Origin of the sequence: Paenibacillus sp. FSL P2-0136, from assembly GCF_037975325.1 — a bacterium.
In the GTDB taxonomy this organism is placed as follows: Bacteria; Bacillota; Bacilli; order Paenibacillales; family Paenibacillaceae; genus Paenibacillus_AQ; species Paenibacillus_AQ silagei.
The window spans coordinates 4686543-4711967 of record NZ_CP150244.1 but is presented as its reverse complement, the minus strand read 5'-3'; the positions used below and the strand labels follow the sequence as shown (position 1 = coordinate 4711967).

Annotated in this window: 18 protein-coding genes; 17 read left to right on the top strand and 1 reads right to left on the bottom strand. The window is 50.5% G+C overall.

From position 1 onward, the window contains the following. Positions 1-18: 18 nt before the first annotated feature. Positions 19-639: an SDR family oxidoreductase gene (locus NYE26_RS20165; protein ID WP_339249594.1), complete on the top strand. Its 621-nt coding sequence runs from the start codon at positions 19-21 to the stop codon at positions 637-639. A gap of 42 nt (positions 640-681) precedes the next feature. Further along, on the top strand, positions 682-1164 hold the full coding sequence (locus NYE26_RS20160; protein WP_339249592.1) for an NUDIX hydrolase: 483 nt from the start codon (positions 682-684) through the stop codon (positions 1162-1164). Positions 1165-1300: 136 nt separating this feature from the next. Here the strand turns inward: NYE26_RS20160 and NYE26_RS20155 are convergent, their stop codons facing one another. Next, positions 1301-2017 carry a Crp/Fnr family transcriptional regulator gene (locus tag NYE26_RS20155; RefSeq protein WP_036732146.1) on the bottom strand — a complete coding sequence of 239 codons (717 nt, stop codon included), beginning with the start codon at positions 2015-2017 and terminating at the stop codon, positions 1301-1303. Positions 2018-2438: 421 nt separating this feature from the next. Here NYE26_RS20155 and NYE26_RS20150 point away from each other — a divergent pair, with 421 nt between their 5' ends. The 15 genes from NYE26_RS20150 (at position 2439) to NYE26_RS20080 (ending at position 25366) form a co-directional block, all read left to right on the top strand. Further along, positions 2439-4742: a glycosyl hydrolase family 65 protein gene (locus NYE26_RS20150; RefSeq protein WP_339249590.1), complete on the top strand. Its 2304-nt coding sequence runs from the start codon at positions 2439-2441 to the stop codon at positions 4740-4742. After that, positions 4742-7072 (top strand): glycosyl hydrolase family 65 protein, encoded by a 2331-nt coding sequence (locus tag NYE26_RS20145; protein WP_339249588.1) that lies wholly within the window; start codon positions 4742-4744, stop codon positions 7070-7072. Before NYE26_RS20150 ends, NYE26_RS20145 begins: the two co-directional genes overlap by 1 nt. 5 nt (positions 7073-7077) lie before the next feature. Beyond that, complete coding sequence (gene pgmB / locus NYE26_RS20140) at positions 7078-7707, top strand: beta-phosphoglucomutase (RefSeq protein ID WP_339257549.1); 630 nt, start codon at positions 7078-7080, stop codon at positions 7705-7707. Between the two features lie 80 nt (positions 7708-7787). Further along, the gene (locus NYE26_RS20135) at positions 7788-8588 is read left to right on the top strand and encodes an alpha/beta hydrolase (RefSeq protein ID WP_339257547.1); all 801 of its coding nucleotides are present in this window, start codon (positions 7788-7790) and stop codon (positions 8586-8588) included. Between the two features lie 69 nt (positions 8589-8657). Continuing rightward, positions 8658-9167 (top strand): GNAT family N-acetyltransferase, encoded by a 510-nt coding sequence (locus NYE26_RS20130; protein ID WP_339249586.1) that lies wholly within the window; start codon positions 8658-8660, stop codon positions 9165-9167. Between the two features lie 31 nt (positions 9168-9198). Next, positions 9199-10167 carry an alpha/beta hydrolase gene (locus NYE26_RS20125; RefSeq protein ID WP_339249584.1) on the top strand — a complete coding sequence of 323 codons (969 nt, stop codon included), beginning with the start codon at positions 9199-9201 and terminating at the stop codon, positions 10165-10167. Positions 10168-10350: 183 nt separating this feature from the next. Then, positions 10351-12144 carry a histidine kinase gene (locus NYE26_RS20120; RefSeq protein ID WP_339249582.1) on the top strand — a complete coding sequence of 598 codons (1794 nt, stop codon included), beginning with the start codon at positions 10351-10353 and terminating at the stop codon, positions 12142-12144. A 13-nt stretch (positions 12145-12157) separates the two neighbouring features. Beyond that, positions 12158-13486: a response regulator gene (locus NYE26_RS20115; protein WP_339249580.1), complete on the top strand. Its 1329-nt coding sequence runs from the start codon at positions 12158-12160 to the stop codon at positions 13484-13486. A 214-nt stretch (positions 13487-13700) separates the two neighbouring features. Then, positions 13701-14528, top strand: a complete 828-nt coding sequence (locus NYE26_RS20110) for a sugar ABC transporter permease (RefSeq protein WP_155991687.1) — start codon at positions 13701-13703, stop codon at positions 14526-14528. A 1-nt stretch (position 14529) separates the two neighbouring features. Further along, complete coding sequence (locus NYE26_RS20105) at positions 14530-15402, top strand: carbohydrate ABC transporter permease (RefSeq protein WP_209871219.1); 873 nt, start codon at positions 14530-14532, stop codon at positions 15400-15402. A gap of 132 nt (positions 15403-15534) precedes the next feature. Next, positions 15535-17004 carry an extracellular solute-binding protein gene (locus tag NYE26_RS20100; RefSeq protein ID WP_339249577.1) on the top strand — a complete coding sequence of 490 codons (1470 nt, stop codon included), beginning with the start codon at positions 15535-15537 and terminating at the stop codon, positions 17002-17004. A gap of 752 nt (positions 17005-17756) precedes the next feature. Continuing rightward, a complete protein-coding gene (gene adhE, locus NYE26_RS20095; protein WP_036731873.1) occupies positions 17757-20378 on the top strand; it encodes a bifunctional acetaldehyde-CoA/alcohol dehydrogenase in 2622 nt (873 codons plus the stop codon). Positions 20379-20639: 261 nt separating this feature from the next. Continuing rightward, on the top strand, positions 20640-22901 hold the full coding sequence (gene pflB, locus NYE26_RS20090; RefSeq protein ID WP_076079923.1) for a formate C-acetyltransferase: 2262 nt from the start codon (positions 20640-20642) through the stop codon (positions 22899-22901). Positions 22902-23023: 122 nt separating this feature from the next. After that, on the top strand, positions 23024-23761 hold the full coding sequence (pflA, locus tag NYE26_RS20085) for a pyruvate formate-lyase-activating protein (RefSeq protein WP_036731876.1): 738 nt from the start codon (positions 23024-23026) through the stop codon (positions 23759-23761). Between the two features lie 198 nt (positions 23762-23959). Beyond that, the gene (locus NYE26_RS20080) at positions 23960-25366 is read left to right on the top strand and encodes an extracellular solute-binding protein (RefSeq protein ID WP_339249572.1); all 1407 of its coding nucleotides are present in this window, start codon (positions 23960-23962) and stop codon (positions 25364-25366) included. Positions 25367-25425: the final 59 nt, after the last annotated feature.

Here is a 25425-nt window from a genome sequence, read left to right as displayed (position 1 = left end):
CCAGGAGGTTATTTTCATATGAATATATTGATTCTAGGTGCCACCGGCCGGGTGGGGAACCACATTGTTACCCATGCTCTTCAGGATGGACATCATGTTACAGTACTGGTCCGTAACCCGGAGAAGGTTCAGCCTCTCCATGCCAACCTGACGATCCTCCAAGGTAATGTTCTTAATCAAGAAGATGTCGCCCGGGCAGTGCAGGGGAATGATGTAGTGATTAGTGCATTGAACACCGATGGGACAACCACGCTTACAGACAGTATGCCTTTTATCATCGGAGCCATGTATGAGGAAGGGATAGAGCGCATTATTACCGTAGGAACTGCGGGCATTCTCCAGAGTGAGCTTTCCCCGGAACTCCTGCGTTACCAATCCAGCGAATCTAAACGCAGGTCAACCCGTGCTGCAGAAGAACATGAACAAGCCTATCGCTTGCTGGAGCGATCGACTCTGAAATGGACCATTGTGTGCCCAACCGCTCTGGTGGAAGGAGAACGTATGGGGACCTATCGTGTGAGACGAGATATTTTGCCCGGAGGCGGTACTGAAATATCTGTAGCGGATACAGCGGAATTCACTTATAGTCAAATTGATGCTAGCGATTTCATAAGAGCCCGTGTCGGTATTGCTTACTGATAAGGAGAGCAATCCAGAAAATGAACCGAGGAGAGGGCTACGATGGAAAGCTTTAACCATTTTGGCGTATATGGAATTTGTCAGCGTGACAGCAGGCTGCTGGTGATACATAAAGGAAGAGGCCCTTATAGCGGAAGATACGATCTGCCTGGGGGAAGACTGGAGGCTGGTGAATCCCTGGTTGACGGCTTGATTAGAGAGTTTATTGAAGAGACTGGTTATACAGTAAAGGTACAACAGAACCTGGGCACTTTCGATTTCTTTATCCGGTATAACGAAGATCACTTTACGCAAATGCATCATTTAGCAGCCTTGTATCAGGTTGAATTGACCGGGGAAGAAGGTCCTGTTGCCATTTCAATGTTCGAAGAACAGGATTCCCGCGGGGCGGAGTGGGTAGATATCACTAGAATAACACTCGATTCAGCTTCTCCGCTAGCCGTATATGCTGCGAAGTTCCTTAGGAATGAGGAACTGCCTTTAACACCAGAATATTATGATGATTGGGAAGTAAAAGGTACATAGGATGTTCCGCTATTGCGGTGAATTCATCGCCAGACAAGAAAAAAAGGCGCCGGACAGGGCGCCTTGACCACTCTATTAAATTTATTGGGTCAGATATGTTTCAATGAGGTGAATAGAGGGTATTATTGATAGGAAATTAAATTCGGCAAATTTCATTGGGACATAATTCGCAGTGGCAGATTTCCTGAAGCATCGCCAGATCCTTGATGACGATCATGCCATTCTCATACTCCACCGCATCTTTTTTGCGCAGATCACTAAGCATCCGGTTAACGCTCTCACGGGTAGCGCCGATCATGTTGGACAGATCTGTATGCGTGATTTTTTTGTTGATTAGAATGCTGTCGCCCGTCTTCTCACCATAGGTGTTGCCAAGACGGATCAGTGTGGAGCAGAGTGCGCCCGGTTTGCCGTACATCATCAGATCGCGGAATTTGGTCTGTGTGAGACGGTGATGGATCCCCATCCATTTCATGAAGTCAATGGAGAAGTCGCAGTGCTGGCAGATCAGAATCTCCAGATCCTTCTGCTCGATTACGCCAACTTCACTCTCTTCAATGACTTCGGCCGTGAAGCTATGCTTCGTGCTGAAGAACGGGTCAGCCTGACCTACCATATCGCCAGCCTGATACATATACAGAATCAGTTCCTTGCCTTCGTCTGTAGATTTGGTCAATTTCACACGTCCACGCTTGATATAAAACAGTTTATCCGAGAAATCGCCTTCCCAGAACAGGTGTGATCCTTCAGGGACTACACGTTCCTTCATGGTGACCAACAGGCGGTTAAAGTTCTGCTCGGAGAAACAGTTTGTATTGCCGCGGGCTTCGATAACATTATAATGTTCCTTTATCATAATCGACATCCCCTTTATTCCCTCAGTTTTTCAGTAAATTTTAAATTAATTATACCTTGAAATTCCTCATTATGGGTAAATATTTTCCCTTAAAAGTGTCGAATTTTTAACATTGTGATAAATTTCACTTCATTTGTGTGAGAAAGCTTATGTTTTTGGGCGTATGATAGGCTTCTTTACATGATTCAAAGGATATTATATCAGTTGTCAACTGTTCTGGATAGATGCAGAGGGGGGCGGCTTTTTTGCGTTTGTCGTCCGTATTCCATATGATCCGTACAAATGCACATAACTCGCTTACAGGCGGACCTTGGTCACGGGCGGGCTTAGCGATACTCTGGAACTAAAGTGTCTGTTGTTTCCGCTGTGTGAGCGGAGGAGCGGACCAAGCCTCACTTAGCGAAGGAGAGTTTCAATTATGGCAAAAGTAGCAGATCCCTATCTGAAGGTCGATCCCTGGGCAATTATTGAGGAAGGCTTTGATCCGGAACGCAACCGGACTTCGGAATCTATTTTTTCACTGGGCAACGAGTATATGGGGGTACGGGGGTATGCGGACGAGGGCTACAGCGGCGATTCCTTGCCGGGGAGCTATTTCAACGGGTTGAATGAGCAAATGGAGGTTGGCAATCATTATAAAGGCATTATCCGGTCGCTGCGCTACATGGTGAATAGCGTGGACTGGCTGCATACCCGGATCTCGGTGGACGGTGAAACCCTGGATCTGGCTCACTCCCGCATAGAGGCGTATACGCGCAGACTGGATTTCCAGACGGGAACCTATACACGGGAGTTCATCTGGCTGCTGGCGGACGGGAAAAAGCTGAAGCTCTGCTTCACACGCTTGGTCAGCATGACTCTGTCCCATCTGGGACTGCAGCAGATTAGCTTCACCGCGCTTAATTTCACGGGTAAGGTAGATATTTGTACTGGCCTTGACTTCGGCATGGTTCATGAGGAACACGGCCAGAGTATGTGGAAAGAGCAGCAGCGCGGCGGGGAAGGAGCAATAACTGCCATTATGGCCCGTACGCTGACAACCGGAAATCAGCTGTTCTCGGGCTTTGTCCTGAAGTCTTCGCAGGCGCTGCATACGGAGCTTGTGGAAGATGACCGGTATATCGGGCGGCAATTCTCCCTTATGCTGGCTGAAGGGGAGCCTGCTTCCTTCACGAAGCTTGTGGTCAATGTGACAGGCACGGATGCTGCCCCAGCTGCAGACCGTCTCTGGACAAAAGGCATGGAGCTTGCAGCAGCGGCGGACCAGCTGGTGGAGGAAGAGGTGGTTGCTGACCAAGCCTCCTATTGGAGCAGCATCTGGGCAACCAGCGATATCCGGATTGAAGGCGACCCGGAGAATCAGCAGGGCATCCGTTTTTGTATTTTTCAGCTGTATCAGACGTATCACGGGGACCATTCCGGGTATAACATCGGTGCCAAAGGGTTAACCGGCGAAGCTTACCGGGGGCTTGCCTTCTGGGATACCGAGTCCTACTGTCTGCCGTTCTATCTGTTCAATAACCCGAAGGCGGCCCGCAGTCTGCTGGAATTCCGCTACAAGACGCTGTCTCAGGCGCTCCAGCGCGGGAAGGATGTGGATTGTGCGGGCGCATTCTATCCGATTGCCACGATTGACGGGACAGAGAGCTGTGACCTGTGGCAGCATTCCAATCTGCAGCTTCATGTCGGGACAGCAGTCGCCTACGGCATCTGGCATTATGTGAAGAACACCGGCGACCTGGAATTCCTCTACAGCAAAGGCGCCGAAATGCTGATTCAGATCAGCCGTTTCTACGCATCCCGCGGCCAGTGGGGTCAACGCACCGGGGAATACGGATATTTCGGCGTGATGGGGCCGGATGAATTCCAGCTTATGGTTAACAATAACTGCTACATCAATCTGTTGGCTCAGAAGTTATTCGAATATACGCTCGAAACAGTAGCCCTCATGAAGGCGGAGGCGCCTGAAGAATATGCGGCGGTTATAGCGGTTACTGCACTCCGCGAGGAGGAATTGGCTGACTGGGACCACAAGCGTGTCCATATGAAAATCCCGTTCGATCCCGGCAGCGGCATCTACGAGGAGCATGACGGATTTTTTGATATGCCGCATATCGACATTCACTCCATTCCGGTGACTGAGTTCCCGCTGTACTCGAATTGGTCGTATGACCGCCTGTACCGTTACGATATGATCAAGCAGCCGGATGTGCTGATGTTCATGTTCCTGTACAACGGGCAGTTCTCCCGCGAGACCAAGCTGGCGAATTATGAATATTATGAACCTAGATGTATTCATGAGTCCTCGCTCTCGCCGTCGATTCACTCGATTCTGGCCAGTGAGCTGGGCAAATCGGAGGAAGCGTACCGGTTCTTCGAGTTCGCCACGCGCCTGGATCTGGACAACTATAACCGCAATACCCGGGAAGGGCTGCACACCACATCGATCGCCGCAGCGTGGATGAACATCGTCTACGGCTTCGGGGGGATGCGCTCGGATGGAGATTGTCTGTCCTTCCGGCCGGTGCTGCCGCAGAAGTGGACCGCTTACAGCTTCCAGGTGATGTGCAGGGGCGTACTGCTGGGTATTACGGTAAATGCAGAGTCGGTTTCCTTCAGAGCAGTCAATGGCGGAAGCACAGAGGTGCTGATCTATGATCAGCGGGTGACCGTAGATGAAGCAGGAATCGAGCTTCCTCTCGCTGAAGGGATGACTGTGTAATGGACTGGACGGTAAGTGAGCGCAGCTTCGAGCCTGGGCGGATTACGGCGAACGGCAACAAATTTATGACCGGCAATGGCTATATGGGCTTCCGGGGAGTCCTTGAGGAGTTCGGGAAGGAGCAGCTTGCGGCGGTTACATTGGCCGGAGTGTATGACCGGGCGGGCGACAAATGGCGTGAGCCGGTGAACGCACCGAACGGGCTGTATACGGTAGTCAGCGCCAACGGCTGCAAGCTAAATGTGTTGGATACCGAACCATTGGCTCATACTCAGAGCCTGGATCTCCGCTCAGCTATCCACCGGCGGGAGACGGTATTTGAGATCGGAGAAGGCGGAAGGGTGACCCTGACCGCCGAGCGGTTCGTCAGCATGGATCAGCTCCATCTGCTGGCCGCCAGATGGACCCTTCACTGCACCGCCGATTGCCGGATAGAGATTACTACAGGAATCGATGCCGCAGTGTGGGATATCAACGGCCCCCATCTGCTGGAGCAACAGAGCCGCTCGCACGGCGGGGCGCTGCTGTCAACAGCAGTTACCGGGGAGCTGGGGCTGCCGGTGGCGGTGGCGGAGCTTATAGTGTTCGGTACCGCTGAACAGGCGAAGCGGGTTGACGCTGTTATCGAGCTGGATGGAGGAACCGCGCTGCGCCATATTTCTATAGAAGCCAAGGCAGGTGAGACTCATACATGGTGCAAATATGCAGCCGTGTACACGGGCCTGGATATAGAAGGCGCTCCTGCGGAAGGCAGCCCTGATGAGCAGGCGGTGCGGGCCGTCCAGGAGGCCGCCGCTACAGGGTATCCCGGCCTGCTGGAGGCTCACCGGCGCAAGTGGGCGGAGCGATGGTCACGCAGCGATTGTATCATTGAAGGCGATGTGGAGGCGCAGTTCGCGCTGCGGTACAGTATGTATCAGCTGCTGATCATTGCACCGACGAAGTCGGAGAAGGTCTCGATTCCGGCGCGCGGCTTGTCCGGGCAGGTCTATAAGGGGGCCGTATTCTGGGATACGGAGATGTTCATGCTGCCCTTTTTCCTGCACAGTGATCCTGGGATTGCCCGCAATCTGATGATGTACCGCATCCACACGCTGGACGGTGCGCGGCGGAAGGCGGCGGAGTACGGATATTTGGGCGCTTTTTATGCCTGGGAGAGTCAGGATACGGGGGATGATGCCTGCACTCTGTTCAATGTGAACGATGTATTTACCGGGCGCCCCATGCGGACCTATTTCCGCGATAAGCAGATTCATATCAGTGCAGATGTCGTGCATGGACTCTGGCAATACGTGACCTTCACGGGAGATTACAGCATCCTGGCGGACGGCGGGGCGGAGGTGATCTGGGAATGTGCGCGTTTCTTCTATTCCTATGCTTACTATAATCCTGTGAAGCGGCGTTATGAGCTGCTGGATGTTACAGGACCGGATGAATATCATGAGCGGGTGAATAATAACGCATTTACGAGCGCCATGGTTCAGGAGACACTGAAGATTGCCTTGCAGACAGCAGAGCGGTTGCAGGACAAATATCCGGCTGTGTATAACGGTCTTGCTGAATCGTATGCAGACGGGCCGTTCCTGGATGAGTTCACAGCAATGCTGGCACAGCTCTATGTTCCGCAGCCGGACCCGGATACGCTGGTGATTGAACAATTCGACCATTATCTGCAACTGGAGGATGTGTCTCTGGCTGAGCTGAAGGCACGGGTCATTCACCCGAATGAGTACTGGGGCGGAGGCAATGGGCTGGCAACAACCACAAGAATCCTGAAGCAGGCCGATGTGGTGCTCATGCTTCATCTGTTCCGGGACAGATTCAGCAGGGAAGTGAAACAGGCCAACTGGAAATTCTATGAGCCGCGAACCGAGCATGGCTCCAGCCTCAGCGCGTGTATCTATGCGCTGGCTGCAGCGGATATCGGCTTGCCGGATTGGGGATATCCGTATTTCATGCGCACTGCCACCGTAGATCTAACCGGTGAATCGAAGCAGTATGTCGGAGACCTCTATATTGGCGGGACGCATCCGGCGGCGAACGGTGGCGCGTGGATGGCTGCGGTTCTTGGCTTCGCGGGTGTGGGCTTTGATGGACAGACCGTCACCCTTAAGCCGTCTCTGCCGGAGACCTGGAGTTCCATTGAGCTGCCGGTGATTCTGCGCGGCGGCAGCTTCCGGCTGCGGATCGGCCGCGAAGAGATCACGGTTACGGCAGCGCCGGGCAACAGCGAAGCGGTAAGCTTCGCCGGATTCGGCGGTGAGGTGGTGCCGTGCCCTCCCGGTGCGATCCTGGAGTTAGCGTCTGAGTCCAATCAGAGAGGAGCATGACCATGATGCTGGAGCATATGAAGGGCGCTATCTTCGATCTGGATGGCGTGATTGTAGACACGGCGAAGTATCATTATCTGGCCTGGCGCTCGCTCGCCGGGGAGCTGGGCTTCCCGTTCACCGAACAGGACAATGAGCGGCTCAAGGGCGTCAGCCGGATGAGATCCCTGGATATTCTTCTAGAGATTGGCGGCCTTGAATACAGCGAAGCAGAGAAGCTGGCGATGGCGGAGAAGAAGAACCGCCTTTATGTAGAATATATCTCAGGTCTGGATGAATCAGAGCTGCTGCCTGGAGTCAGAGCCTATCTGAATGCGCTTAGAGCACGCGGCGTGGCTATTGCCCTTGGCTCTGCGAGTAAGAATGCGGAATTCATACTGGAGAAGCTGAATATTGCGGGGCTGTTCGACGTTGTTATTGACGGCAATAAGGTAGCCCGGGCTAAGCCGGACCCTGAGGTGTTCCAGTCTGCCTGCCGGGAGCTGGGGCTGGAGCCGCAGGACTGTGTGGTGTTCGAGGATGCTGAGGCTGGAGTAGCCGCCGGCAAGGCGGCCGGAATGCAGGTGGTAGGTATCGGGAAGCCTGAAGTGCTGAAGGCAGCGGATCTGGTGATATCCGGATTGCATGAATTGTAAGGGCTTGATAGAATGGCTCTTGAGGAACTTTTTTCCTCTATTATCTATTCTATTATAGAAGGAAAGCTTGAGGGATGATGATGGAAACGTTGTTGCTATGGCCTGAAGGGGCGCCTGGAGCGCTGGGAACCAGCGAAGAGGATCAGCCTGCGATTATACCGTATTTAGTAGAAGGCAAGGGGAATGCTGCTGTGCTGGTCTGTCCGGGAGGTGGGTACGCTATGCGTGCCGATCATGAGGGAGGGCCCGTGGCGCAGTGGCTGAATACACTGGGCATCTCCGCCTTCGTATTGCGCTATCGTGTAGCGCCCTATCAATACCCGAGTGCGCTTCAGGATGCGCAGCGGGCGCTGCGTACGATCCGCTTCCGCGCGGACGAATTCGGCATTGACCCGGCTCGGCTCGGCATTCTGGGCTTCTCGGCAGGCGGACATCTAGCTTCTACCGCAGGGGTATCTTATGATCTCGGTAATCCTGATCACCCGGAGCCATTGGAGCGGCTGTCCAGCCGTCCTGACCGCCTCATTCTATGCTACCCGGTCATCTCGATGACCGAAGGGGTCACACATCAAGGCTCGAAGGAGAATCTGCTGGGAGACATTCCTGATGCGGAGCTGTCGCTTAAGCTCAGCAGCGAGTTCCAGGTAACCCCAGACACGCCGCCAACGTTCCTCTGGCATACCTCGGACGATGATTATGTTCCTGTGGAGAACAGCCTGCTGTTCGCCGCAGGACTTAGCCGTCATAAGGTTCCATTCGATCTGCATATCTATGCGCATGGTGTACACGGTCTGGGCTTAGCCCCTGAAGAGCCGCACACCAAGACCTGGACGGATGCCTGTGCCTCGTGGCTGCAATTGAACGGGTATACCAGAGCGTGAACTTCTGCTTCAATGTCCGTGTCCAAGGATAGGGTGATACGAGAGACTCAGGAAAGGCAGGTACATATTATGGAGCTTAGATTTTCACAAGTGAAAACAGCGGAAGAAACTGCTGAGGTTGCCCGGTTGGCAGCAGAAATATGGCACGAACATTATGTCTCCATGATTACCATCGCGCAGATTGATTACATGATTGGAAAGTTCCAATCGGTTCCCGCGATAACGGATCAGATCCATCATCAGGGCTACGAATATTACTTGATCCATAACGGCGAAGGCTCCACAGCCGGATATATGTCGGCCAGAGAAGAGGAAGGGAAGCTCTTTTTGAGTAAGTTTTATATCAGTAAGGAGTACAGGGGGCGCAGCTATGCCAGCCAAGCGTTGGCCTTCCTGGAGAAGCTGTGTCAGGACCGTAATCTGACTCATATCTGGCTGACAGTCAATCGTGATAACGAATCCAGTATTGCAGTATATAAGAAAAAAGGCTTCCGGACCCTACGGGGACAAATGGCGGATATCGGCAATGGATTTGTTATGGATGATTTTATTATGGAAAAAGAAATTCCTGTCCCCTAAGCGAGGAAGCGTGGAAAGGAACTACATATTCATGAACAAGGGTTCGGGTTCATCCTATAACCAATCGGTGACTTATTGGAAACAATATCAAAAATTTTTTTCTAAGGAAATGCAGATCGATGCGGAACATATGCCAACTGAGGAATGGATGATCTGGAATAATGCCCATATTCATCTGGACCGTATGCCAGCTCCTGACGCACCTTTAAAAATCATTTTCATTCATGGAGCTGGCGGCAATGGAAGATTGCTCGCTCCTTATGCGCGCATGCTGCAAACCTATGGTTATGAAGTCGTCTCTCCGGATCTGCCTCCCTATGGTCTAAGCTATACCGATTCAGGGGAATCATTGGATTATCAACTCTGGATTGACATCCTGAATGAACTGATCGAACAGGAGCTGAAACGGGACGGCAAGCCTGTTATTTTGCTGGGCTCCAGTATTGGCGGCATGTTGGCTTATCACACCGCAGTACAAAGTAAGCAGGTCAAAGGGTTGATTGCAACGACATTTGTGGATACGAGTGAGGTGAAGGTTCGTGATCAGCTAGCTCCTAACAAACTCATTAGCCGGTTAGGCGGATGGTGTATGAATCAATTCCCTGCCCTAACAGATACCCTGCAGATCTCTGTGAATAAAGTATCCCGGATGAAATGGATCACGAACAACGCCGAGCTGACCAGACTCATTATGAATGATCCTCATGCGGCAGGAACAAAAATCCCTTTACGCTTATTAAGAACCTTTCTAAATATGAAACCGGTCCTGAAACCTCAGCATTTTGATCTTTGTCCGGTATTACTCGTTCATCCTCAATTAGATCCTATGACGCCTTACCGTTTCAGCAGACCATTTTATGACCATCTTAAAAGCAGAAAAGAATCTGTGATTCTAGAGGGTGCAGGTCATTTTCCGATTGAACAACCGGGGCTGGAGCAGATGATTGCTGCTGTGCTTGCTTTTTTGAGAACAGTAGAGGAAGAATTACAGCTAGCATAAGCCGTCCGGCTCAATGTGCTCAGGATGAAGCACTATAAAACCAGTCCAACGCGGGATGTTCGTGTGAGGGCTGGTTTTTACTTGGGTGAGAAACTCCATATAAATGGACATAAAGAACTTTGAAATAAACCTGTGTAAGCGCTTATACGTTTGTTATATTATTAAAACTGGAGGTGAATCCAGATGTTGTCCATGCTTGTGAAACCCATTGTCAGGCTCAGTGTTAAGCAGCAGTTGATTCTGCTGTTCCTGATCATGATTACGCCTATTCTGATTCTGAATAGCTACGGCAACTACAAAGCAGAGGAGATTCTGAAGCACCATGTGACCAATGCTTATGTGGAGTTGAACAAGCAGAATTTCGCCATTATTAACAGAGACATCGATACGGTGAATAAAATAACGACCACCGTCATCCAGAATCCGGTCCTGCAGCAGCTCAACATGAGCGGGAATGATACGGTGCTGGAGCGGGTGGAACGTTATGAGACCATCGAGAAGCTGCTCGGCAGCTATTCGCAGGGAGCGGAGCGGGGGGACGGCATTTACTACTCGCTGTACGTTTATGATCCCGATAACTACTACTTTTTCGCTCCCAATTTTCCGCAGGTGAAGAAGGCGGGGGTTTATTTTTTCTCCAAAGAGGAACAGCCGTACTGGTTCGAACAGGTGGTGCAGCAGAAAGGCCGCGGTACCCTGATGTTCACCGAGAAGCTGAGTCCGCAGGCCGAAGATCTGAAGACGCTCACTTATGTCAGGGCTGTCAATAATATCTACCGGGGGGAAGGAACGCTCGGCGTGCTGGTGGTGACCAAGATGGAATCGAAGATCGGTGAATCGCTAAGGTCCATCTCACTGCCGGACGGGGAAATCTATCTGACGGATATGAGCAACCGTGTATTGGCCTCCACCACGAATTCAACTGGAGAGGTGATCGTTCTGCCGGACGGCTCGGAGGCGGGAGATCCGGAAGGGACCGAGGATATCATCACTGATGACTTCATCTATGTGGTGAACAACAATCATGCCTTTGAGCAAAAGCTGGTCTACAAGGTACCCGTCAAATCCCTGCTCCAGCAGCAAAACGAAATGAAACGCGTCATTCAATACATAACAGTGGCCTATGCGCTGTTCGGATTGATCATCATTACCTACTTCTGGCGTTCGCTGATGACTCCTTTGCAGAAGCTGGCTTTTTTTGTGCGCAAGTATGAGCCGGGCAACCGTGTGCCCGAGACTCCACGCAGAGGAAGCAACGATGAGGTCAGTGTGCTGATTAACGCCACGTACGATATGGCCCGCAGGCTCAACAGCCTGATTATGTACAAATACCAGATGGAGCTGAAGCAGAAGGAATCGCAGCTGCAGCTGCTCTATCAGCAGATCAACCCGCATCTGCTGTACAACACCCTGGAGAGTATTTATTGGAAAAGCTCGCTCGAAGGCAACGTGGAATCCGCGGAAATGATCAAGGAATTATCCAAGCTGATGAAGATCAGCTTAAGCCGGGGCCGGGAGCTGATCACGCTCGAAGAGGAGCTTGAGCATGCCGGTGCCTACATCAAGCTCCAGCAGCACCGGCATGATTATGTGTTCGCCGTTATCTGGAATATTGCTCCCGGGACGACCAGGAATCTGATCCCCAAGATCACGCTGCAGCCCCTGATCGAGAATGCGATTATCCACGGGGTTAAGCATATGGAGGAGGACGGCGAAATCATTATTACCTCTGTGCTGGAGGATGGCCGGATTCGGATTACCATTGAGGATAACGGTTATAAGCAGGTGGATTATAAGGCTATCGAACAGATACTCAATGATGACAGCCCGAACCCGGTTAACGGCTACGGTATCCGCAATATCCATCAGCGTGTGCAACTGCACTTCGGCGGGGATTACGGGATCAGCTACAGACCGCGCGAGTGCGGAGGCACGATAGTAAGTGTGATCCTTCCGAAGTCAGAGACTATAGAGTAGAGGAGAGAATACGGTGTTCAATATACTTGTTGTTGATGATGAGCCGCTCATTTGCAAAGGACTGAGCAGTCTGCTGGCTGCTTCCGGGCTGGATATTGACCATATCTATACGGCTGGCAGCGGGTATGAGGCACTGGATTGTATCCGCATGGAGGAGATTGATCTGCTTGTGACCGATATCCAGATGGGGGCTATGAGCGGGATCGAACTGATGCAGCATGCCAAAATGACCAGGCCCTGGATGCAGACGATCGTCATCTCTGCGCATGAGACCTTTCAGTACGCCCAGATGGCCGTCCGGCTGGGTGCGAGAGACTATCTGATCAAGCCGCTGAACAGTGAGCAGTTCCTGGATTCGGTGCGCAGTGTCGTCCTGAAGATGAATAGACCGTCGCCGGAGCTGGCCACTTATATGGATGGGAATGCAGACCGCTTCCGCCTGGAGGAGCCGCTTCCCGAGTACAGCGAGCTGCTGAACAGCCTGCTTACGGAGACTGCGGCGGTGCTGGGGGCAGAGGAGAAGCGGCGCAAGCTGGATGAGCTGAGGCTGCAGGGGCCGTTTTTTGCGGTGATCAAAATCAAGCTTCCCCTGCCGCAAGACCGGCCGGAGCAGAGGTACACTACCCACGATCATAGCCTGCTGCGTTACGCTGCCTTGAATATTGCCAAGGAGCTGCTCGACCAGGAATGGAATTCTACCGCGTTCTATTCGCCGGACGGGGAGATTTCCGTGTTGATTCAGTGGGATGAGCAGAGCTACGAGGAGCCATCCACCGGCCAGCTGAGCCGCCTGGAGGTGCTGGGCCGCAGCCTCCATTACAATATTAACCGCTATTTGCAGCTCCGGGCTGTCATCGGCATCAGCCAGATTCTGAAGGGGCTGAGCTTCATGGATGTGCTGAACCGGCAGGCCTCGAAGGCGATCCTCTGGAACAACGAGCATGCCGATCATTATGTGTTCTATTATGGGGATTTCAACTGGAACAACTATGCTGCTGATCCGTCACCTGAGGAGCTGCATACGCATAGCAATCTGATCGTTCAGAAGGCGAAGGAATACATTGACGGGAATTACGCCCAGAAGGGTCTGACGATCCATGAAGTAGCGAAGAAGAATCATGTCAGCCCTAATTACCTGAGCTATCTGTTCAAGAAGAATACAGGCTACAACCTCTGGGAATATGTCATTAAGCTGCGGATGGAGGACAGCCGGGAGATGATTCTGAACACCGATCTGCGGCGGTATGAGATTGCGGAGCGGGTAGGATACGAGTCGCCTGAGCATTTCAGCAAAATTTTCAAAAAATACTTTGGACTCAGCCCCAGCGAACTGAAGAAGTAAGAACGCTTACGATTGCCATAGATATAGACATGTTAAGTCTCTCCCTCATTTCCTACAATGAAGACAGGAGGCGCTTTCCCATAAAGTGCTGAAAGACGACAGGAATGAGGGAGCCGGAATGAATCAGTCTGCTGCGTTACATGATCACCTTCCAGCGGAGCTGGAGAGCAAGCCGTACAAGCAGAACCGCTGGAAAAAGAATTATTGGGGCGTGATGTTTCTTGTCCCCGCATTGATTATCTTCATTATGTTTATGTGGGTGCCTATCTTCAAAGGGTTCCTGTACAGCTTCTACACCGTTGATTTCGTCAAAGGGAATACCTTCGTCGGCCTGGACAATTATGCCAGGGCCCTTACTGACCCCGATGTACTGATTGCTGTCAAAAACACCTTGTACTATATGCTGCTCTGCCTGGTGATCGGCTTCTGGGTTCCGATTGCCTTTGCCATTGCGATCTCCGAGCTGCGGAAATTCGGCGGATTCGTGCGCGTTGCTGCGTATTTGCCATATGTCATGCCTGCTGTAGTCCTATACGGGCTGTGGCGTTGGCTGTATGATCCCGTTGGACCGATAAATGCGGTAATCGGCAGCACCGGAGCGGAGCAGATCGCCTTCCTGACCGATACCCGGTGGTCGATGATCTCGCTGGTCTTCATGGAGACCTGGCAGCAGTTCGGCTCGGGGATGCTGATCTATCTTGCTGCGGTGCTAAGTATTCCCCGGGACTGGTATGAAGCCGCCGAGATTGACGGAGCCGGAGTCTGGGCCCGTATCCGCCACATCACCCTGCCTTCGCTGCGCAATCTGATTCTGCTGATGCTGATTCTTCAGGTGATTGCCACCTCTCAGGGCTACCAGTCACAGCTGGCCTTGCTGGACGGGGGGCCGAACAATGCTACGCTGACGTATGCGCTGCTTATTGTGAAGTATGCTTTTACCAGACTGGATTATGGTACGGCGACTGCGCTGGGGATGCTGATGTTTGTTGTTCTGGGCGGTTTGGGCATTCTACAGTTCAAGCTTAACAAGGAGGACAACTAGGATGAAGAGCGCAGACAGAGGTATTCTCTCGGAGCATGACCTGAAAAAGACCAGCAACAGGGTGGTCTACGGAATTATGGTGCTGTTCATTGTCCTGATGATATTCAGCATGCTGTATCCCATCCTCATGACGATGTTCAACGGGCTAAAGTCGAATATCGAGGTCAATTCCTTTCCGCCGCATTTTTTTCCGCAGGAATGGCATTTCGGTAATCTGAAGGATGCGCTGGATTATATCGATCTGGCTATGTTTCTGCGGAACACCCTGTATATTTTTGCAGGGAATATGGTCGCCACGCTAATTGTACTGGGACTCGCGTCCTTCAGTATCTCACGGATGAATGTGCCTTACCGCAAGGCCTTCTATTTCTTCTTCCTGATGACACTGTTCATTCCGGCTACGAGCTATATGATTCCGAACTTTGTCAATCTGAAGGAGCTGGGCCTGCTCAATCAATATGCGGCCTTCTGGCTGCCGGCAGGCGCGAACACATTTTTCTTCCTGCTGCTTAAGAATTTCTTCGACGGGATTCATCCTGAGATTCTGGAAGCCGCGCGGATGGACGGGGCCTCGGAGCCGAGAAGCTTCTTCACCATCGCGGTGCCGCTGTCGATTCCGATTTTTGCAACACTGGCGATCTTCATCTTCTCCACAGCCTGGAATGACTGGTTCTGGCCGTCGCTGGTCATGCACAGTGAGGAGAAGTATACGCTCGCTACCGCTATCTATAAGTACGTTATCAATGTAAAAGCGCTGAATACGAACATCAAATTCGCAATTCTGTTCATTGTCTCTCTGCCGCCGATCCTGGTATTCCTGGTCTTCCAGAAGTTCATTATGCGCGGAGTTTCATTGTCTGCTGTCAAAGGCTGAGCAGGAAGGATGAGGTCCGTTAGAGATCGTACTCCTGCACATGAAGGGAATATAAATACACCTCGTTTGTAAACGGTTTCTCTTTTAAGATGAATTTGTAAGCTCATTATGATATGGAAAAGGGGAGTTACCATGCGTAAAGTTTCCAGCGTATTCGCCTGTCTCCTGGTCACGGGGACCTTATTGTCCGCTTGCGGCGGCAATAATAACGGCAACAAGCCGGCGGCTGACGGGGGAGAAGCGACACCTGCACCAGCAGCGACCCAGGCGGCGGAAGAGTCAGCCACTCCGTCTGCAGCACCGGCTGACGATATCACCCAGAGAAAGGTAACAATTAAAATCCACTATCCTACGCCGGACCTGACCGAGGTGAGAGCGCAGGAGGATGACAAGATCAAGCGGTTCCAGGAAGTCTATCCGAACGTGGAGATCGTCAAGGACGACTGGCAGTATAATGTAAGCGAGATCGGGGTGAAGATGGCAGCGAATGAAGCGCCGACCTTCTTCAACACGTATGCCACCGAAGCTAAATTCCTGATTGAGAAGGGCTGGGTAGCCGACATCACCGATCTGTGGAATAACTATGAGTTCAAGGATCAGATCAATCCTGTGCTGCAGAACCAGTTCATCATTGACGGCAAGGTGTATGGGGTTACACAAAAGGGTTACGTCACTACAACAATGATCAACAAGAAGATGCTGGATGGCAAAGGAGTAGCCGTACCTCCAATGGATTGGACCTGGGACGACATGCTGAACACAGCCAAAGGAGTGGCCGATCCCAAGAAAGGTATCTCCGGGATTGCCCCGATGGGCAAAGGCAACGAAGCCGGCTGGAACTGGACCAACTTCCTGTTCGAAGCAGGCGGGGAGATTCAGAAGATTGAGGGCGGAAAGGTGGTGGCCACCTTCAATTCCGAAGCTGGTGTTAAAGCGCTGGACTTCTATAAAAAGCTGAGATGGGAAGCCAAAGCGGTTCCCCAGGATTGGGCGCTCGGCTGGGGCGATGCTGTAGGTGCCTTCCAGCAGGGCCGTACCGCGATGGTAATGGCCGGATCAGACGGAGTCATTGAACAGGCGCTTAACCAGGGCGGGTTCAAGCCTGAGGATGTGCTGACCTATCCAATGCCTGCGGCTGAGAAGGGCGGCAAGCATACCGGTGTGCTCGGCGGCGACTATCTGGTCATTAACCCGAATGCCAGCAAGGATGAGCAGGAGATGGCCTTCCGTTATATTACCTTCGACTATTTCTCGGATAAAGGCCTGGATGCGCTCGATGCCATTCTGCAGCAGCGCAAGGCGGACGGCAAATACTTCATTCCGCCGCTTCTGGATTACTATGCTGCCGATTCCGACTTCGGCAAGAAGACCAAAGCAGTGTATGACAAATACTCTGATATTGTATATCAATACAATACAGATATTATGGCTCTGCTCGACGGCAAGCCTGAGGCGCAGTACAATACCCAGGACTACTATGCAACCATGTCCAATGTCATTCAGGAGCTGTTCGCCAAGGAAGGCACGGACTCGAAGGCCCAGCTTGATGCAGCAGCCGCAACCGTACAGAAGAAATTTTTCGATACCATTAAGGTGGAGTAGCCTGGGATGTCTCTTTCTAGACTTAGGGGAAGAGATGAATAAGGGGGGCAGCAGAGATGCTGTCTCCTTTTTTTCCTTTCAGGAAATTATGCCAATAACATTTTAAGAGTAATCCTGCCAAAAGTGCAACATTACTGCCCCAAAGAAGCGTTCTATGCTGAAATCCTGCACGAACTGCAACAAATTCAGCGCTAACGTGCTCTAAACACCGAAATTTGTGCAAATAATGCAACATTGTACTTGCAACCCGTAAAAGTTATAGAGAAATCCTGCAAAAACTGCAACATTACCATTACTGCTCCTTAAAAGCGGCCGGTGAGAGAGGCATTAGCATCGTTCACCCGCAGGGTAATTTACCGTCCTTTAAAAGGACGGCAAAGCCGTTTCCACTTGGCAGAGATTTATATTTATATTCACCGTCAGAGTGAGTCTGTAGAAGAGCGACGGATGAACCGAAGTGGAGGCTTGGCATTCATGAGCAAAATTCCCGAAGCCCAACCGGCATTGCAAGGCAAGATGGGCCATCAACGCTGCAGACTATCGTATTGCGTTCGCAGAATAGACAAATATTAATTAAATATTACATATAATGTGGAAAAAATACCGGTAAATGATCGAATGAAAGCGCTTTGAAAACAACTCAAAAAAAACTTTAAACTTTGTGAAAGATTTCACTATACAAGGTGAAAAGGATGTGCTAAGATAAATGTATAGAAAGAAACAACCTAAAAATTGACAGGAGGACGAGGGAGATGGCAGTTAAAAACGAAGTCGCCGCCCAAGTGAAACAAACCACCGCTGAAGAGTATATTCAGGTTTTGGTGGATAAAGCAAAGAAAGCCCACGAAGCGTTCATGGGCCTGGATCAAGAGCAGACAAACACAATCGTTCATGCAATGGCGCTGGCCGGACTCGACAAGCATATGTACCTGGCAAAACTGGCTGTTGAAGAAACAGGACGCGGAGTATACGAAGACAAAATTACAAAGAACATCTTCTCCACTGAATATATCTGGCACGGTATTAAGTACGACAAGACTGTAGGCGTTATTGAGGATAACGCTTATGACAGCTTCCAGAAGATTGCTGAACCAGTCGGAATCATTATGGGTATCACACCGGTAACCAATCCAACATCCACCACGATGTTTAAAGCTTTGATTTCCGCTAAGACACGTAACCCTATTATATTCGGTTTCCACCCGTCAGCGCAAGAGTGCAGTGCGGCAGCAGCCAAAATTCTGCATGATGCAGGCGTAGCAGCAGGCGCACCTGAGAACTTCATCCAATGGATTGAGCTTCCTACGATGGACAAAACAAACGCACTGATGAACAATCCGGACGTTGCACTGATTCTGGCAACCGGCGGATCGGCAATGGTCAAGGCAGCTTACAGCTGCGGCAAACCGGCACTCGGCGTAGGTCCTGGTAACGTGCCTGCCTTCATTGAGAAGAGTGCTGATATTGATCAGGCTGTAACAGACCTTATCCTGTCGAAGACTTTTGATAATGGTATGATCTGTGCTTCTGAACAGGCAGTTATCATTGAAGAAGCCATCTTCGATCAAGTGAAAAAGAAAATGATTGCAAACGGCTGTTACTTTGTGAACAAAGAAGAAGCAGCTAAGCTGACCAGCGGCGCAATGAACGTAGAGAAATGTGCAGTTAACCCGGCTATCGTTGGCCAATCCGCTGTGAAGATCGCTGAAATGTGCGGCATTCAGGTTCCTGCCGGAACGAAGATCCTGGTAGCTGAGCTTGAAGGTGTAGGTACTAAATATCCATTGTCCGCTGAGAAGCTGAGCCCGGTTCTGGCTTGCTACAAGGTGAAGAATGCTGACCAGGGTATCGAGCGCGCAGCTCAAATCGTTGAATTTGGCGGCATGGGCCACAGCTCGGCTATCCATTCCAACAACGAAGAAGTAATCATGAAGTTCTCCAACCGTCTGCAGACCGGACGTATTCTCGTCAACTCGCCATCGACTCACGGCGCAATCGGCGACATTTACAACACTAATATCCCTTCATTGACACTGGGCTGCGGATCTTACGGACGCAACTCGGTATCGCAGAACGTCACTGCAATCAATCTGATCAACGTGAAAAGGGTGAATCGTCGTACCGTGAATATGCAATGGTTTAAAGTACCTGACAAGATTTACTTCGAAAAGGGAGCCACTCAGTACCTGGCCAAAATGCCTGATATCACACGCGTTGCTATCATCACTGACCCTGTAATGGTTAAGCTGGGGTATGTTGAAAGAGTTGAGCACTATCTGCGTCAGCGCCAGACTCCTGTAGCGATCGAAGTGTTCTCGGAAGTTGAACCGGATCCATCGACTACTACTGTAGAAAAAGGTACAGCTATGATGAACAGATTCCAGCCGGACTGCATCATCGCACTCGGCGGTGGTTCCCCAATGGATGCTGCCAAGGGTATGTGGCTGTTCTACGAACATCCGGATGCAGACTTCAACGGCCTGAAACAGAAGTTCATGGATATCCGCAAACGGGTATACAAATTCCCTAAGCTCGGCAACAAAGCGAAATTCGTTGCCATTCCAACCACTTCGGGTACAGGTTCTGAAGTAACATCGTTCGCAGTTATCACAGACAAGACAACAGGCAATAATACCAAGTATCCGCTCGCTGACTATGAGCTGACTCCAGACGTAGCAATTATTGACCCTGAGTTTGTCTACAGCTTGCCTAAGACTGCAGTTGCCGATACAGGAATGGACGTATTGACACATGCTATCGAAGCTTATGTATCTGTAATGGCCAGTGACTATACCGATGGTCTGGCAATCAAAGCCATCCAACTGGTGTTCCAGTGGCTGGAGAAATCCGCACTGCAAGGTGACAAGCTGGCCCGTGAGAAAATGCACAATGCTTCGACGCTTGCCGGTATGGCCTTTGCCAACGCATTCCTGGGGATTAACCACAGCTTGGCACACAAATGGGGCGGACAGTATCACACCGCACACGGCCGTACCAATGCGATCCTGATGCCGCATGTTATCCGTTACAATGCCAAGAAACCTACGAAGTTCGCTTCGTTCCCTAAATATTCGCACTTTGTAGCTGACGAACGGTACGCAGAAATCGCCCGTATTCTGGGATTGCCTGCACGCACTACCGAAGAAGGCGTAACCAGCCTGATCAATGCAATCCGCGACATGAACAAAAAACTCGGTATCGAAGAATCCTTCTCGGCTCTTGGTTTCGATCCTAAGGACTTCGAATCCCGTGTAGACTATCTGGCTGACCGTGCATTTGAAGACCAATGTACTACTGCCAATCCTAAAATGCCGCTGGTATCCGAGCTTGCTGATGTATACCGCAACGCATTCTACGGCAAATTCGATAACTAATTAACGGTTGCCTGGCAAAGAATAAGGTTAAAGGTTAATATGGGACTGGATGGAAGTGACAAATATCACCGAAAGAGTGATATTTGTCACAGTCCTTTTTCAGAAAATAAACTAAAATGTTTATATAGACAACGATCCCCGTTATGAAGATGTGATTGTGAATTTTATAACAACTATTAGTTTCGGGATCACGAGACACGGGATTAACCTTCAAGCCCGCGATCTCTACAAATATAATAAATATAAATGGAGGGATTTAGCATGTCGGTGATTGAAAAAGAAGTATTAGAAGCAAAATCAGGTTGGAGAAATTTCACAAAAGGTGTCTGGGCCAAGAAAGTTGACGTTAACAACTTTATTGCAAAGAACATCAAGCCTTATGAAGGAACTGAAGATTTCCTGGTTGGACCTACCAGCAATACAACTGAACTGTGGAAGATTATCTCCCAGCTGAGCAAGGAAGAAAGAGAAAGAGGCGGCGTATGGGATGTATCCCTCGATACTGTCTCCACCATCACTTCCCACGCTCCTGGCTACATTGACAAGGACAAGGAACAGATTGTCGGCGTTCAGACTGACGCGCCTTTCAGACGTTCCATTCAGCCGTTCGGCGGTATCAAGATGATGATCGATGCTACTAAGGCTTATGGCTTCGAGCTTCCGCAGAATATCGTTGACATGTTCACGAACATCCGCAAAACGCATAACCAAGGCGTATTTGATGCATATACACCAGATATGAGAGCTGTGCGTAAATCGGGCGTAATCACAGGTCTTCCTGATGCTTATGGCCGCGGACGTATCATCGGCGACTATCGCCGTATTGCTCTGTATGGTATTGATTTCCTGATTAAAGACAAGAAGCAGCAACTGGCTGAGCTTGAAGTTGACTCCATGACAGAAGATGTTATCCGTCTGCGTGAAGAGCTGTCCGAGCAAATGCGTGCTCTTGGCGAACTGAAACAAATGGCTGCAGCTCATGGTATGGATATTTCCAAACCGGCTACGAACTTCAAAGAAGCTACACAATGGGTATATTTCGGTTATCTGGCAGCTGTTAAAGAACAGAATGGTGCGGCAATGTCCCTTGGACGCGTATCTTCCTTCCTTGATATCTATGTTCAACGCGACGTTGAAGAAGGTACTCTGACTGAAGAGCAAGCTCAAGAAATCGTTGACCATTTCGTAATGAAGCTGCGTATCGTGAAATTCCTGCGTACGCCTGACTATAACGACCTGTTCTCCGGCGACCCAACTTGGGTTACAGAATCCATCGGTGGTATGGCTGAAGACGGCACAACCCGCGTAACCAAGAACAGCTTCCGCTTCCTGCATACCCTGTACAATCTGGGACCTGCTCCAGAACCAAACCTGACTGTACTGTGGTCCGAGAAGCTTCCGGAAGGCTTCAAAAAATATTGTGCTAAGGTATCTATTGAGACCAGCGCTATCCAATATGAGAACGATGATGTAATGCGTCCATACTGGGGCGAAGATTATGCGATTGCCTGCTGCGTATCCCCAATGCGTATCGGTAAGCAAATGCAGTTCTTCGGTGCCCGTGCCAACCTGGCTAAGGCTCTGCTGTATGCGATCAATGGCGGTAAAGATGAGAAATCCGGTGCTCAGGTAGGTCCTGAATATCCTGCTATCACTTCTGAATACCTGGATTATGATGAAGTAATGAAACGCTTCAAACCAATGATGGAATGGCTGGCTAAGACTTATGTCAATACGCTGAACATCATTCACTATATGCATGACAAATATTCCTACGAACGTATCGAAATGGCGCTGCATGACCGCGACATTCTGCGTACTATGGCTTGCGGTATTGCCGGACTGTCCGTTGCTGCTGACTCCCTGAGCGCAATCAAATACGCTAAGGTTAAGCCAATCCGCAACGAAGAAGGTATTGCTATCGACTTTGAAACTGAGGGTGAATTCCCTTGCTACGGTAACAACGACGACGCTGTTGACGGCATTGCTGTTGAGCTGGTTGAAACCTTCATGTCGATGATCCGCAAAAACAAAACGTATCGTGATGCTGTGCCGACTCAATCGGTACTGACTATCACTTCGAACGTTGTATATGGTAAAAAGACTGGTACTACTCCTGATGGACGTAAAAAAGGCGAACCATTCGCTCCTGGTGCTAACCCAATGCACGGACGCGACAAGAAGGGCGCCCTGGCATCCCTGAACTCTGTTGCCAAACTTCCTTACTCCGATGCACAGGATGGTATCTCGAACACCTTCTCCATCGTTCCTAAGGCGCTGGGTAAAGACGAAGATTCCCGTAAGTCCAACCTGGTCTTCATGATGGACGGATACTTCCACAATAACGCTCAGCACTTGAACGTTAACGTATTTAACCGTGAGCAGCTGCTTGACGCTATGGATCACCCAGAGAACTATCCACAGTTGACGATTCGCGTATCCGGCTATGCTGTTAACTTCATCAAGCTGACCCGTGAACAACAGATGGATGTTATCAACCGTACATTCCACGATTCCATGTAAGAAGCATTCTTGTTCTACAAGAACTGAAATCAATCAAAGAGCTGCCGCCCTTGCAAGAGGGCGGTACACTCTTGTCTGAAAGTGGTTAAAATTTTAAGTTTTTTTCGAAAGGATGACATCTCATGCTTAAAGGACATATCCACTCTTTGGAGACGTTTGGAACGGTGGATGGCCCGGGTATCCGCTTCGTGCTTTTTATGCAGGGCTGCCTGCTCAAGTGTCAATACTGCCACAACCCGGATACATGGGAACTCAATGAAGGCAAGGAAATGACCGTCGAGGAAGTACTGGCGGAAATTGAGCCTTACCTGAATTATTATAAAACGTCCGGCGGCGGCCTGACCGTATCCGGCGGTGAACCAACCCTCCAGGCGCATTTCGTGAAGCAACTGTTCACCGAGGTGAAGAAACGCTGGAATTTGCATACCACGCTTGATACCAACGGCTATAATGATGGATCGAAAATCAGCGACCTGCTGGATGTTACTGACCTGGTGCTCTTGGATCTGAAGCATATTGATGATGAAGCGCATATCAAGCTGACCGGTAAGTCCAACGACCGTACCTTGAAGCTGGCCCGCTGGTTATCCGATAATAACCGTAAAATGTGGATTCGCCATGTCTATGTTCCAGGCATTCACAATAAGGAAGAGGATTTGCAGAACCTTGGACGCTTTATTGGAACGCTTAATGGAGTAGAGAAGTTCGAAATCCTGCCTTATCACGTAATGGGCATCTACAAATGGAAGGAGCTTGGCCGTCCCTATGAGCTTGAAGGGGTAGAGTCGCCTTCCGATGAAGAAGTGCAGCGTGCGTACCGGCTGATTGAAGAAGGCCGTATGCAGACCGCATTGGTCTAATTGCATATAAGAATTTCAAAAGCGGAGCTTCTATTCTGAGGAGTTTCGCTTTTTTCTATGTCAGGAAACCTAACTGAATCCGCTTCCATTAGAGGATTTTATCCCTATTGAAGATAAATCTTAACCTTACGATTACAAATGTGATTTTCTATAATTAGAGTTGTAAGGGAAATCATGAAATAGGGAGGGTCACCCGTAATGAGAAAAAGTCTAACACTGCTGTTGTCCCTGATGTTCGTTAGCTCGGCGCTGCTGGCTGGCTGTGGAGGCAACAAGAATAACAATGCTGCTGCCACCAAAGAGCCTGCTGCAACGAATGAAGCTGCTGCTACCAATGCTGCCGCAACGGAAGAACCGGCTAATGCTGAGCCTTTTGAAATGACGATCCGTCATACCCAGGTTGGAGCGGACAAACAGAAACGACTGGCTATTCTGGAGGATGTGGTGGGCAAGGTGCAGGCGGATGTGCCTGGACTGACCTTCAAGCTTGATGGAGTAGATTCGGATGTGAACCGTAAGGAGAAGCTGCGCGGTGAAATGGCGGCCGGTAACCCTCCGGAGATCTTCGACCTGTTCGGTAGCCCGGACTCCAAGATCTATGCCAAAGAAGGCAAGCTGCTGGACCTGACCCCGATCCTTGATGAATTAGGCATCAAAGACAAGTTCTCTAATCTGGACCCGTTCACCTATGAAGGTAAGATTTACGGTCTGCCGATCGGCGGCTCCGGAGAAGGCTTCTTCTATAATAAAGAATACTATACCAGCAAGGGCTGGAAGGCTCCGACAACCTTCGCTGAACTGGAGCAGCAGCTGGCCGGTATTAAAGCGGATGGTAAAGTGCCGATGGCCGGTGCCTCCAAAGCAGGCTGGGTACCGCTGATGCTGGCCAACCATCTCTGGTCCCGTTATGCCGGACCGGATGTGACCGCGAAGTTCGCTACCGGTGAAGCGAAGTGGAATGATCCGAACGTTATCAAGGGCTTGGCGAAATATAAGGAATGGGTGGATAAAGGCTACTTCAAGAAGGGAGAGCTGGGCTTCGAATATGCTGAATATACGACCCAGTTCACCAGCGGTGAAGCCATCCTGATGTATGACGGAACCTGGAAGTCTTCCGTATTCAAAGCCGGCCAATCCGGCGAAGGTCTAATCGGCAAGGTCGGCTTCTTCAATATTCCGGCGGTTGAAGGCGGAGTGGGGGATCAGACGGCGCTTATGCGCGATGTGAACAACGGTTATGGCTTCTCCGCTTCGGCGGGTGAAGATGAGCGGCAGCTTGCAGCAGTGAAATCCTTCATTAAGAATATGTTCAATGAAGAGATGCAACTGCGCGGTCTGGTAGAGGACGGAGTCCTGCCTGCCATGAAGATCGATCAGGCTGTGCTGAACAAGAACATTACGGATGATCTGATGAGTGAGATTGTCGCTGTATTGAATAGCTCCCAGTCGTCCTTCCCGGCCTTTGATTCGCTGGTGCAGGCGGATGTCACCACTGAAATCAGTAATATCCAGATTCAGAGCCTGATCGGCGGGCAGACGACTCCTGAGAAGATGGGCGAAGCGCTTCAGAAGATACAGGAAGAGGCTAATGCAGCGGTGGAATAAGAGACGGTGAACTGTATGTGCCCTGGTGCTTGCTCCAGGGTGCATTTTTCAAAAGAAAG